Below are 16,092 nucleotides of genomic sequence, written 5' to 3' on the forward strand. Positions count from 1 at the left end.
CTTTCACATGACGACGACTATCTCTATCAACGGACAGCGGCTGTGGCAGTCGCTGATGGACCTGGCGCGCATCGGCGCCACCCCCAAGGGCGGCAACTGCCGGCTGGCGCTGACGGCGCTGGACGGCCAGGGCCGCGACCTGGTCACCGGCTGGATGCGCGAGGCAGGCATGACGGTCCGGGTTGACCAGGTAGGCAACATCTTCGCGCGCCGCGCCGGCCGCGACAATGACCTGCCGCCCGTCATGACGGGCAGCCATATCGACACCCAGCCCACGGGCGGCAGGTTCGACGGCTGCTACGGCGTGCTGGCGGGCCTGGAGGTCATGCGCAGTCTGAACGACCATGGCATCGTCACCGAGGCGCCGCTCGAGGTCGCCATCTGGACCAACGAGGAAGGTTCGCGCTTCCTGCCGGTGATGATGGGCTCCGGCGTATTCGCGGGCAAGTTCCCGCTGGAAGTGGCGCTTGCCGCCCGCGACCACGACGGCAAGTCGGTGGCCGACGAGCTGGTCGCCATCGACTACGCCGGCGCGGATCCGGTCGGCGGCCGGCCGGTGGGCGCGTACTTCGAGGCCCATATCGAACAGGGCCCCATCCTGGAGCACGAGGAGAAGGTCGTCGGGGTGGTGACGGGTTCGCTGGGGGTGCGCTGGTACGACGTGGTCCTGACCGGCATGGAAATGCACGCCGGCCCGACCCCGATGCCGATCCGGCGCGACGCGCTGTACGCCGCCAGCTTCCTGCTCCAGGCGGTGGTGGGCATCGCCAACGACAACCAGCCCCACGGACGCGGCACCGTGGGCGAGATCCACGCCCACCCGGGATCGCGCAACGTCATTCCGGGCCAGGTGCGCTTCACGGTCGACCTGCGGCATGAAGACGAAGCAACGCTTGCCGGCATGGACGAGCGCTGGCTGGCTGCCTGCGCGGACATAGCCGAACGCCATGGGGTGACCGTGGACGTCAAGCAGGTGCAGTACTTCCCGCCCACGCCGTTCGACCTTGATCTGGTGGGCAAGGTGCGCGACGGCGCCGCCCGCCGCGGCCTTGCCGCCATGGACATCGTCACGGGCGCCGGCCACGACGCCGTCTACATGGCCAGCGTCACGCCCACCGCCATGATCTTCGTGCCCTGCAAGGACGGCATCAGCCACAACGAGATCGAGGACGCCAAGCCCGCCGACCTGGAGGCCGGCTGCAACGTGCTGCTCGACGCCATGGTGGCGCGCGCCAACGACACGCAGGCGCGGCCATGAGCGCGCGCGACGCCGCCTACTGGCGCACCCGCGCCGCCGCCCTGGTCATTCGCGGCCAGGCCTATATCGACGGCGCCTATTGCGACGCCACCGATGGCGCCACCTTCACCGCCACCAGCCCCATCGACGGCCGCAAGCTGGCCGAGGTGGCCGCCTGCGGACCCGCCGACGTGGACCGGGCGGTCCAGGCCGCCCGCCGCGCCTTCGAGGCCGGCGTCTGGAGCGGGCTGGCCCCGCGCCAGCGCAAGGAGCGCCTGCTGCGCCTGGCGGCCCTGATCGACGCCCACCGCGAAGAACTGGCGCTGCTGGAAACACTGGACATGGGCAAGCCGATACGCGACGCGCTGGCCTTCGACCTCCCGGAAACCGCGCGCTGCTACGCCTGGTACGCCGAGGCCATCGACAAGATCTACGACGAGATCGCGCCGACCGGGCCCGATGCCCTGGCCACGATCACCCGCGAAGCCCTGGGCGTGGTGGCCGCGGTGGTGCCCTGGAACTACCCGCTGATGATGGCGGCGTGGAAGGTGGCCCCGGCGCTGGCCGCCGGCAACAGCGTGATCCTCAAGCCGGCGGAGCAGGCCTCGCTGTCGGCCATCAGGCTGGCCGCGCTGGCCGAAGAGGCCGGCATTCCGGCCGGCGTCTTCAACGTGGCGCCCGGCCTGGGCGCGGTGGCCGGCCAGGCCCTGGGACGGCATCCGGACGTGGATTGCATTGCGTTTACCGGATCCACCGCCACCGGCAAGCGCTTCATGGAGTATTCGGGCCAGTCGAACCTCAAGCGCGTCTGGCTGGAATGCGGCGGCAAGTCGCCGCATATCGTCTTTGACGACTGCCCCGACCTGGACCGCGCCGCCCAGGCGGCCGCGCTGGCGATCTTCTCGAACCAGGGCGAAGTCTGCATCGCGGGCTCGCGGCTGTATGTGCAGGACGGCATCTACGACGCCTTCATGGAGAAGGTGGCGGCATGCGCCATCGGGCTCCAGCCCGGCGATCCCCTGGACCCGGCCACCGCCATGGGCGCGATGGTGGACGAACGGCAGATGCGCGGCGTGCTGGATCGCATCGCCGCGGGCAAGGCGGAAGGCGCAAGCCTGCGCCTGGGCGGCAGCCAGGCCCGGAATGCGACGGGCGGCTACTACATCGAGCCCACCATCTTCGATTGCGCCAGCCAGGACAGCTCCCTGGTGCGCGAGGAGATCTTCGGCCCGGTGCTGGCCGCCCAGCGTTTCGGCACGGAGGACGACGCGATCCGGCTGGCCAACGATTCGGTCTACGGGCTGGGCGCGGGGCTGTGGACCGCGAACCTGTCCCGGGCCCACCGCCTGTCCCGCCGGCTGCGGGCGGGGCTGGTCTGGGTCAATTGCTACGCCGATGGCGACATCTCCGTGCCGTTTGGCGGCGTCAAGCAATCGGGCTTCGGACGCGACAAGTCGCTGCATGCGCTGGACAAGTACTCGGACCTGAAGACCACCTGGATCAGCCTGACGGTTTGAGGCGCGGCGCGGCCAGGCCGCGCCTGCCCCTCCCCCGTCTATGCCGTTTCGCGCTATCTGCTTGGCCCGCCGCGTCATTGAAGCCACCCGCCCCGTGTGCGACCGTGGAAGGCATCGGGCCCGGTTGAGGAGCCGGCCCCGATGCGGGCCGGCGCAAGCGCTCTCCCGCCATCGGAACCATGACTGGAGAGACAAAGATGCGATACGCAACAACGCTGGCCCTGGCGCTGGCCGCCACGTTTTCGGCAGCCGGTGCCGCCGTGCAGGCCCAGGAGGCGCCCTATCCCGCCAAACCGGTCACGATCCTGGTCGGTTTTCCGCCAGGCACGGCGACCGACACCGTGGCGCGGATGCTCGGCGAGCGCCTGGCCCAGCGCATGGGCCAGCAGTTCATCGTCGAAAACAAGCCTGGCGCGGGCGGCTCCATCGCCGCCGGCCTGGGCGCCCGCGCCAGGCCCGACGGCTACACGCTGATGATCGGCGCCTCCGCCCCACAGGCGATCAACCCGCACGTCTATCCCAACCTGAACTACGACGCGCGCAAGGACTTCGCTCCCATCGGCCTGATTACCTGGCTGCCGTACCTGTTCGTCGTCAGCCCCGACAACCCGGCGCGCAACCTGACCGAGTTCCTGGCCGCAGTGAAGGCCAAGCCTGGCCAATACACCTACGCCACCACGGGCATCGGTACGACCAGCCACCTGGTGACAGCGGTGTTGCTGTCCAAGGCTGGCGCCGCCATGGTCCACGTGCCGTACAAAGGCAGTAGCCAGGCGCAGACGGACATCGTCGGTGGGCGCACCTATGCCACGTTCGACACTATGGTGTCTTCGCTGGCCATGGTGAAGGCGGGCCGGCTCAAGGCACTGGCCGTCAGCACCACGGAACGCGTATCCACGCTGCCGGACGTGCCCACCGTGGCCGAGCAAGGCTTTGCGGGATTCGACATGGGCGCCTGGCTGGGCCTGATCGCCCCCGCCGGCATTCCCCCAGCCATCCAGGACAGGCTGGCCCGGGAAATGAACGCAGTACTGGCCGATCCGGCCGTGCGCGACAAGCTGGCGGATATTGGCGCCCAGGTCCGCACCACTGCATCGCCCGCCAGCTTCGGCGCCATGATGAAGTCCGAATACGATTCGTGGGGCAAAGTCGTCCGCGAATTCAATGTAAAAGCCACCGACTGAACAGGATCCGACAACCATGCACGCCCCTTCAGACATGAGCGCCCAGGAATGGGACACCCGCGTCCAGCTGGCTGCCTGCTACCGCCTGGTGTCGCATTTCGGCATGAGCGACCTGATCTACAACCACATCACCGCACGCATACCCGGAACGGACAACCAACTGCTGATCAACCCCTACGGCATGATGTATGACGAAATCACCGCGTCCAGCCTGGTCAGGATCGACCTGGCCGGCAACATTCTCAGCCAGCCTTCCAGCTACGGGATCAATGCCGCCGGCTATGTGATCCATAGCGCGGTGCATGGCGCGCGCCACGATGTCCAATGCGTGATTCATACCCACACGCGCGCCGGCATGGCAGTGTCGGCGCTGAAATGCGGCTTGCTGCCGCTGACGCAGACCGCGATGCGCTTTGCCAGGATTCCCTACCACGACTACGAAAGCGTGGCCATCGACCTGGACGAACGCGCGCGCCTGGTGCGCGACCTCGGTACGTCCGAGGCGATGATCCTGCGCAACCACGGCCTGTTGGCCGCGGGGCCCAGCATCGCCCAGGCGTTCAACACGCTGTACTGGCTGGAAATGGCCTGCAAGGCGCAGGTCGACGCCCTGAGCGCCAACCGCGAACTCTGCCTGCCGCCGCCGGAGGTAATCGAAAAGACCTGGCACCTGTACCAGCCCGCCACGCGCCGTCCGTTCGGCGAGTTGGAATGGCCCGCCATGCTGCGGCTGATGGACCGCAAAGATCCGGGCTACAAGAGCTGAACGCCGCCGCCCGGATGCCGGGCGGCGCGCATCGCTGTCAGTCGCCGCGCGCCAGCAGGTCCTTGCCCGCCACATGGCCCACGCCCGGCGGCAGGATAGCCGCCAGACTGGTGCGGACTTCCAGCAGGTATGGCGCATCCGAAGCCAGGCCGCGCGCGATGGCCCCAACCAGCTGATCAGTCCTCGTCAGATACTCGCCCTGCACGCCAAAGGCGCGCGCCATCATCGTGAAATCCGGGCTGGCCAGGTTCGTGCCCACGTATCGGCCCGGATAGGTGCGCGCCTGGTGCAGGCGGATGGACCCATAGCAGTTGTTGTTGGACACAATGAACAGGATGGGCAGGCCGCGCTCGGCCGCCACCGCCATCTCGTTGCCGGTCATCATGAAGCCACCATCGCCCACCATGCACACCACTTTGCGACACGGGTCGCGCAGCTGCGCCGCGATCGCGGAGGGGGTGCCGTAGCCCATGGCGCCGGATTGCGACGCCATCAGCCGCTGCGGATGGACGAACGGAAAGTGGCGGTACACCGGCGCCGCGAAGGTGCCCGCGTCCAGGCATATCGCCACGTCGGCGGGCGCTTGCGCCGCCAGCGCCCGCACCACCGCCACGAAAGGCACGCCGTCATCGGCCGCCGGGTCGCCGGCCGCCAGATCGGGCCATGCCGCCGCGCATTGGCGGATGGCGCGCAGCGAGGCCGCCCAATCCCCCCGCGCCAGGCCCTGTCCCGTCCCTGGCAGGTCGGCCAGCGCGCCCGCGGTAGCGGCCGGATCCGCCACCACCCCCACGTCCGCGGCGAAGTGCTGGTTCACGATGTGCGGGTCGGCGTAGCAATGCACCAGGGTCTGCGAGGGCCTGGGATGGGCGGGAAAGGCATAGCCCTGCGTCGTGATGTCGCCCAGGCGCGTGCCCAGCGCCAGGATCAGATCGCTGGAATCCAACGCGGACACCTGCGCCGCCTGCGTCGCCAGGTCCAAATCCCCGGCGTACAGGGCATGCGTGTTGGGAAAGATGTCGTGCTGGCGAAACGATACGGCCACCGGGATCGTGTGCCGCTCGGCCAGGCGGCGCAGCGCCTCGCGCCCGCCCGGCCGGTCGAACGCCCCCCCGGCGATGATCAACGGCCTGCGCGCACGGGCCAGCAAGGCATGAATCTGGTCCAGCGTCCGGGCCGCGGGCTGCGCCGGACATTCCGGCGTAGCGACCCAGCCGGGCTGCGTCACCGGCGCCTGCTGCACGTCCTCGGGCACCACCATGACCACGGGTCCGGGCGTGCCCGACATCGCCACCCGGATGGCCTTGAAGGCGGCCGCCGCCAGTTCTTCGGGCGCCGTCACCTCGACCACCCACTTGGCCATCGAGCCGAACATCTTCTGGTAATCGATTTCCTGGAATGCCTCCTTGCGCACGTCCTTTCTGGGCACCTGTCCGATCAGCAGAATCATCGGCACGCCATCCTGCTGCGCCGCGTGCACGCCGATGGAAGCGTTGGCTGCGCCAGGACCGCGCGACACCATCGCCACGCCCGGGCGGCCCGTCAGCCGGGCGTCGGCCCCCGCCATGAAGGCCGCGCCGCCCTCGTGTCGGCAGGTCACCACGTCGATGCCGGGAAAATCATGGAGCGCGTCCAGCACGCCCAGATAGCTTTCGCCCGGCACGACGAACACGCGGTCGATGGCGTTGGCGGCAAATATCCCGAGCAGCGCGTGCGCGGAGGTGTTGAGGTCGGCGGAAGAAGTCATGGGCGGCGGCGTCTCTGGCTGCAAAGGTCGAGGGAATTCTAGATTGGCAACGGCAGGCCAACTAGGCATACTCTGGCTATCAGATATACAAGAAAGAGACAGCGGCGCGCGCCGTCCGCCACGGACCCGGGATGGACCTACGCAAGATCGAAAACCTGATCCACGTCGCCGATCAGGGCAGCTTCTCCAAAGCCGCATCGGTGCTTGGCATCGCCCAGTCGGCGCTTGGCCGGCAAGTCAGGAAACTGGAAGACGAATGCGGCTGCGCCCTGCTCTACCGCAACGGGCGCGGCGTATCGCTTACGCCCGACGGCGAAAAGCTGCTGGACCGGCTGCGGCCGCTGCTGCGCCAGATGGATCACGTGGTTACGGAATTCCACGACGATCAGAAATCGCCCTCCGGCCAGGTCATGCTGGGGCTCACGCCGACGCTCTGTCACATGGTAGGAATGCGGTTGGTGGCCGAGGTCTGGAAGCGGCACCCGCGCATCCAGCTCAACATCATCACCGGCTACAGCGGTTATGTGCACGAGTGGCTGACCAACGCCCGGGTCGACATCGCCGTGCTGCATGATGCGCGACGCTCTCAGCACATCGCGGTGGCCCCCTTGGCCGAACTGGACTTGGCCCTGGTTTCTCCGCCCCAAAACCTGTCACCCGCCGCCCGAGCCATGCCGTCCATCGGATTCAACCAGCTGCGCGATCTGCCGCTGGTGCTGCCGACCCGCAACCACGGCCTGCGCCGCACGCTGGAACATGCCGCCACGCAGGCGGACATGCCGCTGCACGTGGCGTTTGAAATGGATGCGCTGGAACTGATGAAGGAAATTGTCGTCCAGGGCCTCGCTCACACCGTGCTGGGCCTGCCCGCCGTCATCAACGAAGTCGCCTCCGGCAAGCTGATCGCCCGCAAAATCGTCCATCCAGGCCTGTCCACCCGCTTGATGGTGGCCACCGCCTCCAGTCGCCCGTTGACCCAGGCCGTGAAGATCGTGCAAGGGATATTGCGAGAGGTGCTGGGAGAAATGACTCAGGCCGAGCCTTATCGGTCTGCGTTGAGGGTGACATCAGACTGAACTACTCGCCGACGCCGTACAGGGCCGGCAAGAGCACCGACAAGGATGCAAGAGGGAACCCGAATCGGACCGGCGCTCGCGACGTCTCGGAAGCGACCAGCCCGCATTTCAACGCCGCCGACAAGGCGGACCGGCCTGTGCGCTCGCCCAAGCCGGTCATCTGGATGAATTCGCCCCGAGTAGTTGGTCCTGCCGCGAACAAGTGGTAGATGGGCAGAGCGACCTCTTCCCGCAACAGTCCCTTGGCCGCTTCGATTTGGACAGCTGCCTTGATCTTCGCCTTCATCGAATCCAACGCCAGCATTTCCGACATGTACGCCACCTGGTCTTCGCAGACGCGCAGAAAGTAATCGACCCACTGGATGAGCCCTTTCTGCGTCAGGTTGCCCCGGCCGTCCAGGTCTCCTTGACGAGGCGCGTCAGCGGCGGCGAGGTGATCGTAGTATTGGTGCACGCTCCTGGCCAGACCTCGATTGACCGACCATAGTCCTTTGGTTATGGGCACCATAGCCGCGTGCGTTTGCAGACGGGTGGCACGCCCATTGCCATCCACAAAGGGATGCATCCAGGCCATGCGGTGATGCGCGCAAGCGATGGCGATGAGCTGCGAGTCCGTTGATCGCGGACTTGCATAGTGTTCAGTGAAAACATCCATGAATTGCGGAAGCGACTGCCACGCGGGCGGACGGTGGCGACCAACCATCACGTCCATCTCCCGAAGCGCGGCTGGTGCAACAACCAGTCCATCTTTGGTCGTGCGGTCAGCAGGAGCAAGACGGCCATAGAGCGCGCCGTGGGCGATCTTGATGAACTTTGCGTCTAGAGGCCAAACCGATACGGCCTGCCTCTCAACCTCCCGTTCGGCTTCTATGTGGGCCACGGCAATACGCTGCAACTGCGCAATTTCCGGTCTGTCGGAAAAGTTCTGATTCAAGGCGGCATCGATATTCTTCGGCGTCGTGCTCTGCCCTTCTATCCTGTTGCTGTAGTAGGAATTCATGCTCCGAAGCAACTCACGCAACGCCTCGCGCGTAACGGGATGCGCTTGCCCCCCTAACTCGGCCGCTTGGTTCACGACGGCCGACGCGCGTTCACGATAGGTTTGCAGCAGGTGGTCTGCAGGCAGCAGCGGCAAGAACTGATGGGGGAATTCGTACATTTTTATGAACTTATTTGCCGGTTTAAATTCCGGCAAATTCCAAGAACAATGCATTGATAATAATGTAATTTTCTTGGAAAAACTCTACTTTTATGGATTTAATTTGCCGGTTTATTTTCCGGTTTATTTTCCGGTTTGTTTTCCGGTTTGTTTGCCGGTTTATCCCGATCCCCCGCCTAGCGCGGCAGCGCCGGAGCCGGCGTCAGCGGGCCGACGGGCGGCTGGCCGGGGCGTGGCGGGATGGGGGGCAGCCAGGGCCGCGCCGGACCTTTCAGGCCGGATTGGCCCGGGGATTGACCCGGAGAGGTTCCGGCGGGCGGGTAGCGGGTTCCGGGGCATGAGGTCCCCAGGCAATCCCGGTTGATCTTTCCCGGGTCCACCATCTTCGGACAGGATGTGCCCAGGCAGGCATCCGGCAAGGTGCGCGCGGATGGGGGCGGCTGCGGCACCGTGGGCAGCGCGTCCCGCGCCAGCGCCGGCCAGCTGGCCAATGCCGCCACTGCCGCCACGGCGATCAGGGATTTCATCGCTACGCTCCACCTGGACTGTTCCAGCCCCAGTGTGCGCCCATCCCCCGCCCCTCGCAAGGCGGGGAATGGCACGGCCGCCAGGATCAATCCAGGCGGATATCGGCGCTTTGCACCACCTTGGCCCAGCGCGCGCGCTCGCCGTTGAAGAACTGGGAGAGCTCGGCCGGGTTGCGGGTGACGATCTCGGCGCCCTGCTCGTTCAACTGCGCCGTGACATCGGGCTGGCTGACGATCTGCGCCATCAGCGTGGCCAGGCGGACGGCGACCGGATCGGTCATGGTGACGGGCGCCATCACGCCCTGCCAGGTGCCCGACTCGAAGCCGGCCACGCCCTGTTCCGAGATGGTGGGGATGTCCGGCACCAGCTGCATGCGCTCTTTCTTGGAAATCGCGATCGGCCGCAGCTTGCCGGCCTTGATGTGCGGCAGCGTCGCCAGCAGGCCGTTCATGATGATCTGCGTCTGCCCGCCTATCGTGTCGGTCACTGCCTGCGAGCCGCCCTTGTACGGCACGTATTCCCACTGGGCGCCGGTGGCTTGCTGGACGGCCACGGCGGCCAGATGCGGCGCGCTGCCGATCGCCGTGACCGCGAAGTTCAGGCGCTGCTTTTTGGACAGCGCGACCAGCTCTTCCACGGTCTTGGCCGGCACGTCCGGATGCACCGCCAGCACGTGCGGCGAATAGGCCAGCATGCCCACGGCGCGCAGGTCCTTGGACGGATCGAAGGTCAGCTTGGTGTAGACGGACGGACTGATCGCCAGCGCGCCCACGTCGCACAACAGCACGGTATGGCCTTCCTGCGCCGACTGCACCACCAGGCCGGCGCCCAGATTGCCATTGGCGCCGGGCTTGTTCTCGACCACCACGGTCTGCTTGAGCGCTTCGGCCAGGCGGGGCGCAAGGATCCGGGCGATGATGTCCGACGAACCGCCGGGCGGGTAAGGCACGACAATGCGCACGGGCCGCGACGGCCACTCCGGCGATTGCGCCCACGCCGGCACCAGGGGCGTCAGGCAGAGCGCCGCGGCGCTGCCCAGGAATTGTCTCTTGCTCGGGTTCATGCTGTCTCCACGCTGTTTGATATGCATATTGAATTGCCCGCGGCCATCCCCCGGCCGCGGTTGGGTATCTATGCCGCGCCGCGAGTCTCCACGTACAGGGCATAGAGCGAATGGCTGCTGGCCATGAACAGGCGGTTGCGCTTGGCGCCGCCAAAGCACAGGTTGGCGCAGCGTTCCGGCAGCCGGATGTGGCCGATAGCCTTGCCGGCCGGGTTGAACACCATCACGCCGTCCAGCTCTTCGGACTTGGCGTCCGGCGATCCGTTGCTGCCCCACCCGCACCACAGGTTGCCGGCCTCGTCGCACTTGATGCCGTCGATGGCGCCGGGGCCCTGGGCGTCGATGTGCAGGCGCTTGCCGGACAAGCTTCCGTCCGCGCCCACGTCATAGGCCCAGACCACGCGGTTGGGCTGGTGGCGGGACTCGACCACGTAAAGCCGCTTCTCGTCCGGCGAAAAGCACAGGCCGTTGGGGCCGGCCAGGTCGCCCAGCGCCAGCGTCACGCGGCCATCGGCCGGATCGATGCGGTAGACGGAGTGCGGCAGTTCGGGCGTGGCTTTATCGCCTTCCCAGTGCCCGCCGATGCCGAACGGCGGGTCGGTGAACCAGACCGCGCCGTTGCGCTGGCAGACGATGTCGTTCGGCGAGTTCAAGCGCTTGCCGTCGTAGCGGTCGGCCAGCACGGTGATGCTGCCGTCATACTCGGTGCGCGTGACGCGCCGAGTCAGGTGTTCGCAGGCCAGCAGCCGCCCCTGGCGGTCGCGCGCCAGTCCGTTGCTGAAATTGGCTGGCTGGCGGAACACGCTGATCGCGCCGGTCGTCTCGTCCCAGCGCAGGATGCGGTCGTTGGGAATATCCGACACCAGCAGGTAGCGACCGTCGCCCACCCAGACCGGGCCTTCCAGCCAGCGAAAGCCGGTGGCCAGCTGCTCCACGCTGCTGCTGTAGATGCGGTACTTGGAAAACTCCGGGTCCAGGATCCGGACCGACGGATCCGGGTAGCGTTGCTGCGGGGTAAAGCTGAAGGATTGCGCCTGCGCAAGGCTGGCGGGTCCCAGTGCAAGCGCGGCGCCCAGCAGCCGGCGCCGGCCGGGCTGGACTAGGGGGTCGATCTCCATCGGCTGTCTCCTCTTTGTGTATTTTTGCGATGGGGCTACGGAATGGCGCTGGCGGCCATCAGGTCACGGGACCGGGGTTGAACAGCGCCAGGGCGTTGTGCAGCTTGAGCTTTTCCGCACAGGTCTGTTGCTTGCCGCTGGCCACATCCAGCATCAGGCGGAACAGTTCCCAGCCCACGTCCTCGATCGAGGCCTGGCCGGTGGCGATGACGCCGGCGTCCACATCCATCAGGTCGTGCCAGCGGCGCGCCAGGCTGGAGCGCGTGGCGACCTTGATCACCGGCACCTGGGCCAGTCCGTAGGGCGTGCCGCGGCCGGTGGTGAAGATGTGCAGGTTCATGCCGGCGGCCAGCTGCAGCGTGCCGCAGATGAAGTCGCTGGCCGGCGTGGCGGCGAAGATCAGGCCCTTGCGGGTAAGCCGGTCGCCGGGCGACAGCACCCCATGGATGGGCGAGGAGCCTGACTTCACGATCGAGCCCATGGCCTTTTCCACGATGTTCGACAGGCCGCCCTTCTTGTTGCCGGGGCTGGTGTTGGCGCTGCGGTCGGCCATGCCGCGTTGCAGGTATTCGTCGTACCAGGCCATTTCGCGGATGAGCGCATCGGCCACTTCGGGCGTGGCGGCGCGCGCGGTCAGCTGGTCGATGCCGTCGCGCACTTCGGTGTTCTCGGAGAACATCACGGTGCCGCCCGCGCGCACCAGCAGGTCGGTGGCAAAGCCCACGGCCGGATTGGCGGTGACGCCGGAGAACGCATCGCTGCCGCCGCACTGCACGCCCACGGTCAGCTCGGACACGGGGCAGGTTTCGCGCCGGCGGGCATTCAGCTTCTGCAGGTGGCGTTCGGCCGTGCGCATAATCAGCGTGATCATGGATTCGAAGCCGATATTCTCTTCGTCCTGCAGCACGATGGTGTCCACGCCGTCGGCGCCCATGCCCTCGCCCGCCCGGATCGGGATGGCGTTGGGCGCCAGCAGGCGGTCCGGCTGCAGCTTTTCACAGCCCAGGCTGACCACCATGGACGTTCCGCCGAAATTCGGGTTGCGGCTGATGTTGTGCAGGGTGCGGATCGGAATGGCCGCGCCGGGGGCGTCGATCGCCACGCCGCAGCCATAGGTGTGCTCAAGCCCGACCACGTCGTCCACGTTGGGGTAACGCGGCAGCAGTTCCTGGCGGATGCGCGCGACCGCGTGCTCGACCACGCCCTGCACACACTGCACGGTGGTGGTGATGGCGAGGATATTGCGCGTGCCCACCGTGCCGTCGGCGTTGCGGTAGCCCTCGAACGTGTAGCCCTCGAGCGGCGGCAGCGGCGCGATGCGCGTCGAAACCGGGAGGTCCTGCAAGGTGCGCGCCGCCGGCATGGTGGTGACGCGTTCGTTGATCCAGCTGCCGCGCGGCAAGGCCTTGCCCGCAAAGCCCACGACCACGTTGTAGCGCACGACCGGATCGCCTTCGGCCAGGTCCGCGAGGGCAACCTTGTGCCCCTGCGGCACGGCATCCAGCAGTTTCAGCCCGTCGGGCAGGATCGTGCCCGCGGCCAGCCCGCCTTCATTGGCGACGATCGCCACGTTGTCCTGGGGATGAATCTTGATCAGCACTGGCGCCTGCTCTGCCGCTACCTGCATGGAAAATCCTTTTGCCTGGTGGACGCCACCTTCGGGCATCCGATACGTTATCGTACAACCAACAGAATATCGCTGAACCACATCAAAAATAAATTTCGGGTTTCCCCTTGTAAACAGGATACGCCATAGGGAAACCCGTGTTGAATCCGTACGATTCATGTTGTACGATGACGTACCTTTTATCACCACATCCCGTCCGCAGCACCTTTCCTCCGCCTGCGACGGCCATCTAGGGATGAGCGCAACATGACGACTCCGCAGGAACTCAAGGACATCGTTTCGGAAGGCTTGCTGTCCTTCCCCGTGACCGACTTCGACCAGAACGGCGATTTCAACGCCAAGGGCTATGCGGCCCGCCTGGAATGGCTGGCTCCCTATGGCGCCAGCGCCCTGTTCGCCGCCGGCGGCACCGGCGAGTTCTTCTCGCTGGCTCCCCAGGAATACTCGGACGTCGTCCGCACCGCCGTCCAGACCTGCGCCGGCAAGGTGCCCATCCTGGCGGGTGCGGGCGGCCCCACCCGCACGGCCATCGCCTACGCACAGGAAGCCGAACGCCAGGGCGCCAAGGGCATCCTGCTGCTGCCGCACTACCTGACCGAAGCCTCGCAAGACGGCATCGCCGCCTATGTCGAACAGGTCTGCAAGTCCGTCAAGATCGGCGTCATCGTCTACAACCGCGCCCAATCCCGCCTGTCGGCCGACAGCCTGGCCCAGCTGGCCGAGCGCTGCCCCAACCTGGTCGGCTTCAAGGACGGCATCGGCGACATCGAAGCCATGGTGCGCATCCGCCGCAAGCTGGGCGACCGCTTCTCGTACCTGGGCGGCCTGCCCACCGCCGAAGTCTATGCCGCCGCCTATCGCGCACTCGGCGTGCCGGTCTATTCCTCGGCCGTGTTCAACTTCGTGCCCAAGATGGCCATGGACTTCTACCGCGCCATCGCTGCCGGCGACAGCGCCACCACCAACCGCCTGCTCGACGATTTCTTCCTGCCCTACCTTGAAATCCGCAACCGCAAGGCCGGCTATGCCGTCAGCATCGTCAAGGCCGGCGCCAAGCTGGTCGGCCACGACGCCGGCCCCGTGCGCGCCCCGCTCACCGACCTGACCGGCGAAGAACTGGAAATGCTCAACGCCCTGATCAAGAAATCGGGCGCCCAGTAACCGGCCTGCATTGATACCGCCTGCCCCCGATTCGGGGGCATTTTTGTCCCCGGGCCGTCCGGAGGCAGAGAAGCCCGCTCGTAGGGCCAGCGCACACTTTTTGGAGATGACCATGAACCTGACCGGCCAAATGTTGATCGGCTCGACCGCCGTCCTGGGCGCGGGCGCTGCCCAGCACGCCATCAATCCCGCCACCGGCGCGCGCCTGGAACCCGGCTATCCCGCCGGCTCCTCCGAAGACGTCGCGCGCGCGGCCGAACTGGCCCGCGCCGCGTTCGACCCGTACCGCGCCGCGCCGCTGGAAACGCGGGCGCAATTCCTTGAGAGCATCGCCGAGGGCATCCTGGCCCTGGGCGATGCGCTGATTGATCGCGCACACCAGGAGACCGGCCTGCCGCTGGCGCGCCTGCAGGGCGAACGCGGCCGCACCGTGGGCCAGTTGCGCCTGTTCGCCCGCGTGGTGCGCGACGGCTATTTCCTGGACGCCACCATCGACCCCGCGCTGCCCGAACGCCAGCCCCTGCCGCGCGCGGACCTGCGCCTGGCCAATGTGCCGCTGGGCCCGGTCGCCGTGTTCGGCGCCAGCAACTTCCCGCTGGCGTTTTCGGTCGCCGGCGGCGACACGGCATCGGCGCTGGCCGCCGGCTGCCCCGTCATCGTCAAGGCGCACAATGCCCACCCCGGCACGTCCGAAATGGTCGGCCGCGCAATCCAGCAAGCCGTCTCCAAGCACGGCCTGCCCGAAGGTACGTTCTCGCTGCTGTTCGGCGCAGGCAATGAAATCGGCACGGCGCTGGCAATCCATCCCGCCATCACGGCAGTCGGCTTCACCGGCTCGCGCCGGGGCGGCCTGGCGCTGGTCGCCGCCGCCAATGCCCGCCCGGTGCCGATTCCCGTGTATGCGGAAATGTCCAGCATCAACCCCGTGTTCCTGATGCCGGCTGCTTTGGAAGCCCGCGCGGAATCCATCGCCCGGGGGTTCGTCGATTCGCTGGCCCTGGGCGTAGGCCAGTTCTGCACCAACCCCGGTCTGGTGATCGGCATAGAAGGCCCCGCGCTGGACCGCTTCCGCCAGGCGGCCGCCGAAGCCGTGAAAGCCAAGGGAGCGGCCACCATGCTGACCCCGGGCATCTTCTCGGCCTATGAACAAGGCGCGGACGCCTTGGCCAGCCATGCCAGCGTCTCCACCGTGGGACGCGGCGAACCCTCGAATCCCGCGTGCAACGCCGCGGGCGCCGTGGTGTTCGGCGCCAACGCCGATCAGTTCCTGGCCTCGCGCGAACTGGAAGCGGAGGTGTTCGGCCCGGCGTCCCTGGTCGTGGCCTGCAAGGATGCCGCGCAGATGAAGGCCGTGGCCGAGCATCTGGAAGGCCAGCTCACCGCCACCCTGTTCGTCGACGACGCGGACGTGGCGCTCGCGCAAGCCCTGCTGCCGGTACTGGAACGCAAGGCCGGCCGCATCCTGGCCAACGGCTACCCGACGGGCGTCGAAGTCAGCCACGCCATGGTGCATGGCGGCCCCTTCCCTGCCACGTCCAATCCGGCGTCGACGTCGGTGGGCGCAACCGCCATCCGCCGCTTCCTGCGGCCGGTCTGCTATCAGGACCTGCCCGACGTGCTGCTGCCCGACGGCGTCAAGCGCGGCAATCCCCTGGGCCTGACCCGCATGGTCGACGGCACGCTGTCGGCGGCCTGAGCCTCAAGCACAAAACGCCGCGCCGCAGCCCGTTCGATGAGGGCTGCGGCGCGGCTTCCGAAGGTGCGCCGCCTCAAAGCGAAAATGGCCCCCTTAAGGAGGGGCGCCTGCTGAAAGAACCAGAACGCCACACCGGCAGGCAAATCCCCCTTGAACACGCATTAGTGATTTGGATATGCCGCCAGGGCTCTCGCGGCCGCCGATCAAAAAACAGAT

At 67.0% G+C, this 16,092-nt stretch carries 13 protein-coding genes; 7 read left to right on the top strand and 6 right to left on the bottom strand.

Going from position 1 to position 16,092, the window contains the following annotated elements; translation table 11 throughout:
- The first annotated feature begins 7 nt into the window (after positions 1-7).
- From HLG70_RS08075 to HLG70_RS08090, 4 genes are all read left to right on the top strand, one after another.
- Positions 8-1,258 carry a Zn-dependent hydrolase gene (locus HLG70_RS08075; RefSeq protein WP_171662275.1) on the top strand — a complete coding sequence of 417 codons (1,251 nt, stop codon included), beginning with the start codon at positions 8-10 and terminating at the stop codon, positions 1,256-1,258.
- Entirely contained in the window at positions 1,255-2,754 is a 1,500-nt protein-coding gene (locus tag HLG70_RS08080; protein WP_171662274.1) for an aldehyde dehydrogenase, read from the top strand. Before HLG70_RS08075 ends, HLG70_RS08080 begins: the two co-directional genes overlap by 4 nt.
- Before the next feature lie 197 nt (positions 2,755-2,951).
- Positions 2,952-3,938, top strand: a complete 987-nt coding sequence (locus HLG70_RS08085) for a Bug family tripartite tricarboxylate transporter substrate binding protein (RefSeq protein WP_171662273.1) — start codon at positions 2,952-2,954, stop codon at positions 3,936-3,938.
- Positions 3,939-3,954: 16 nt separating this feature from the next.
- Positions 3,955-4,704 (top strand): class II aldolase/adducin family protein, encoded by a 750-nt coding sequence (locus HLG70_RS08090; protein WP_171662272.1) that lies wholly within the window; start codon positions 3,955-3,957, stop codon positions 4,702-4,704.
- 37 nt (positions 4,705-4,741) lie between these two features.
- Here the strand turns inward: HLG70_RS08090 and HLG70_RS08095 are convergent, their stop codons facing one another.
- Positions 4,742-6,448 carry a thiamine pyrophosphate-dependent enzyme gene (locus tag HLG70_RS08095; RefSeq protein WP_171662271.1) on the bottom strand — a complete coding sequence of 569 codons (1,707 nt, stop codon included), beginning with the start codon at positions 6,446-6,448 and terminating at the stop codon, positions 4,742-4,744.
- Between the two features lie 131 nt (positions 6,449-6,579).
- On the opposite strand from HLG70_RS08095, the gene HLG70_RS08100 reads away from it, so the two are divergent.
- A complete protein-coding gene (locus tag HLG70_RS08100; RefSeq protein WP_171662270.1) occupies positions 6,580-7,524 on the top strand; it encodes a LysR family transcriptional regulator in 945 nt (314 codons plus the stop codon).
- Between the two features lies 1 nt (position 7,525).
- Here HLG70_RS08100 and HLG70_RS08105 read toward each other — a convergent pair whose 3' ends face one another.
- The 5 genes from HLG70_RS08105 to garD all read right to left on the bottom strand — a co-directional run bounded on the left by HLG70_RS08105 (position 7,526) and on the right by garD (position 13,019).
- A complete protein-coding gene (locus HLG70_RS08105; RefSeq protein WP_250157087.1) occupies positions 7,526-8,719 on the bottom strand; it encodes a Fic family protein in 1,194 nt (397 codons plus the stop codon).
- Between the two features lie 140 nt (positions 8,720-8,859).
- A complete protein-coding gene (locus HLG70_RS08110) occupies positions 8,860-9,210 on the bottom strand; it encodes a hypothetical protein (RefSeq protein ID WP_234102999.1) in 351 nt (116 codons plus the stop codon).
- 86 nt (positions 9,211-9,296) lie between these two features.
- On the bottom strand, positions 9,297-10,274 hold the full coding sequence (locus tag HLG70_RS08115; protein ID WP_171662269.1) for a Bug family tripartite tricarboxylate transporter substrate binding protein: 978 nt from the start codon (positions 10,272-10,274) through the stop codon (positions 9,297-9,299).
- Positions 10,275-10,342: 68 nt separating this feature from the next.
- On the bottom strand, positions 10,343-11,392 hold the full coding sequence (locus tag HLG70_RS08120; RefSeq protein ID WP_171662268.1) for an SMP-30/gluconolactonase/LRE family protein: 1,050 nt from the start codon (positions 11,390-11,392) through the stop codon (positions 10,343-10,345).
- Between the two features lie 58 nt (positions 11,393-11,450).
- The gene (gene garD, locus HLG70_RS08125) at positions 11,451-13,019 is read right to left on the bottom strand and encodes a galactarate dehydratase (RefSeq protein WP_171662267.1); all 1,569 of its coding nucleotides are present in this window, start codon (positions 13,017-13,019) and stop codon (positions 11,451-11,453) included.
- A gap of 246 nt (positions 13,020-13,265) precedes the next feature.
- On the opposite strand from garD, the gene kdgD reads away from it, so the two are divergent.
- Together kdgD and HLG70_RS08135 are read left to right on the top strand one after the other, a co-directional pair.
- Positions 13,266-14,180, top strand: coding sequence for a 5-dehydro-4-deoxyglucarate dehydratase (gene kdgD, locus HLG70_RS08130; protein WP_171662266.1), 915 nt, complete (start codon positions 13,266-13,268; stop codon positions 14,178-14,180).
- Between the two features lie 112 nt (positions 14,181-14,292).
- Positions 14,293-15,876, top strand: coding sequence for an aldehyde dehydrogenase (NADP(+)) (locus HLG70_RS08135; protein ID WP_171662265.1), 1,584 nt, complete (start codon positions 14,293-14,295; stop codon positions 15,874-15,876).
- Positions 15,877-16,092: the final 216 nt, after the last annotated feature.

This window comes from Achromobacter deleyi, assembly GCF_013116765.2.
Lineage (GTDB): Bacteria > Pseudomonadota > Gammaproteobacteria > Burkholderiales > Burkholderiaceae_B > Achromobacter > Achromobacter deleyi_A.

Coding starts and splice junctions, on each gene's coding strand:
- HLG70_RS08095 (WP_171662271.1), bottom strand. CDS start 6,448: ATGACTTCTTCCGCCGACCTCAACACCTCCGCGCACGCGCTGCTCGGG.
- HLG70_RS08135 (WP_171662265.1), top strand. CDS start 14,293: ATGAACCTGACCGGCCAAATGTTGATCGGCTCGACCGCCGTCCTGGGC.
- HLG70_RS08115 (WP_171662269.1), bottom strand. CDS start 10,274: ATGAACCCGAGCAAGAGACAATTCCTGGGCAGCGCCGCGGCGCTCTGC.
- HLG70_RS08090 (WP_171662272.1), top strand. CDS start 3,955: ATGCACGCCCCTTCAGACATGAGCGCCCAGGAATGGGACACCCGCGTC.
- HLG70_RS08100 (WP_171662270.1), top strand. CDS start 6,580: ATGGACCTACGCAAGATCGAAAACCTGATCCACGTCGCCGATCAGGGC.
- HLG70_RS08075 (WP_171662275.1), top strand. CDS start 8: ATGACGACGACTATCTCTATCAACGGACAGCGGCTGTGGCAGTCGCTG.
- HLG70_RS08110 (WP_234102999.1), bottom strand. CDS start 9,210: ATGAAATCCCTGATCGCCGTGGCGGCAGTGGCGGCATTGGCCAGCTGG.
- HLG70_RS08080 (WP_171662274.1), top strand. CDS start 1,255: ATGAGCGCGCGCGACGCCGCCTACTGGCGCACCCGCGCCGCCGCCCTG.
- kdgD (WP_171662266.1), top strand. CDS start 13,266: ATGACGACTCCGCAGGAACTCAAGGACATCGTTTCGGAAGGCTTGCTG.
- HLG70_RS08085 (WP_171662273.1), top strand. CDS start 2,952: ATGCGATACGCAACAACGCTGGCCCTGGCGCTGGCCGCCACGTTTTCG.
- HLG70_RS08120 (WP_171662268.1), bottom strand. CDS start 11,392: ATGGAGATCGACCCCCTAGTCCAGCCCGGCCGGCGCCGGCTGCTGGGC.
- garD (WP_171662267.1), bottom strand. CDS start 13,019: ATGCAGGTAGCGGCAGAGCAGGCGCCAGTGCTGATCAAGATTCATCCC.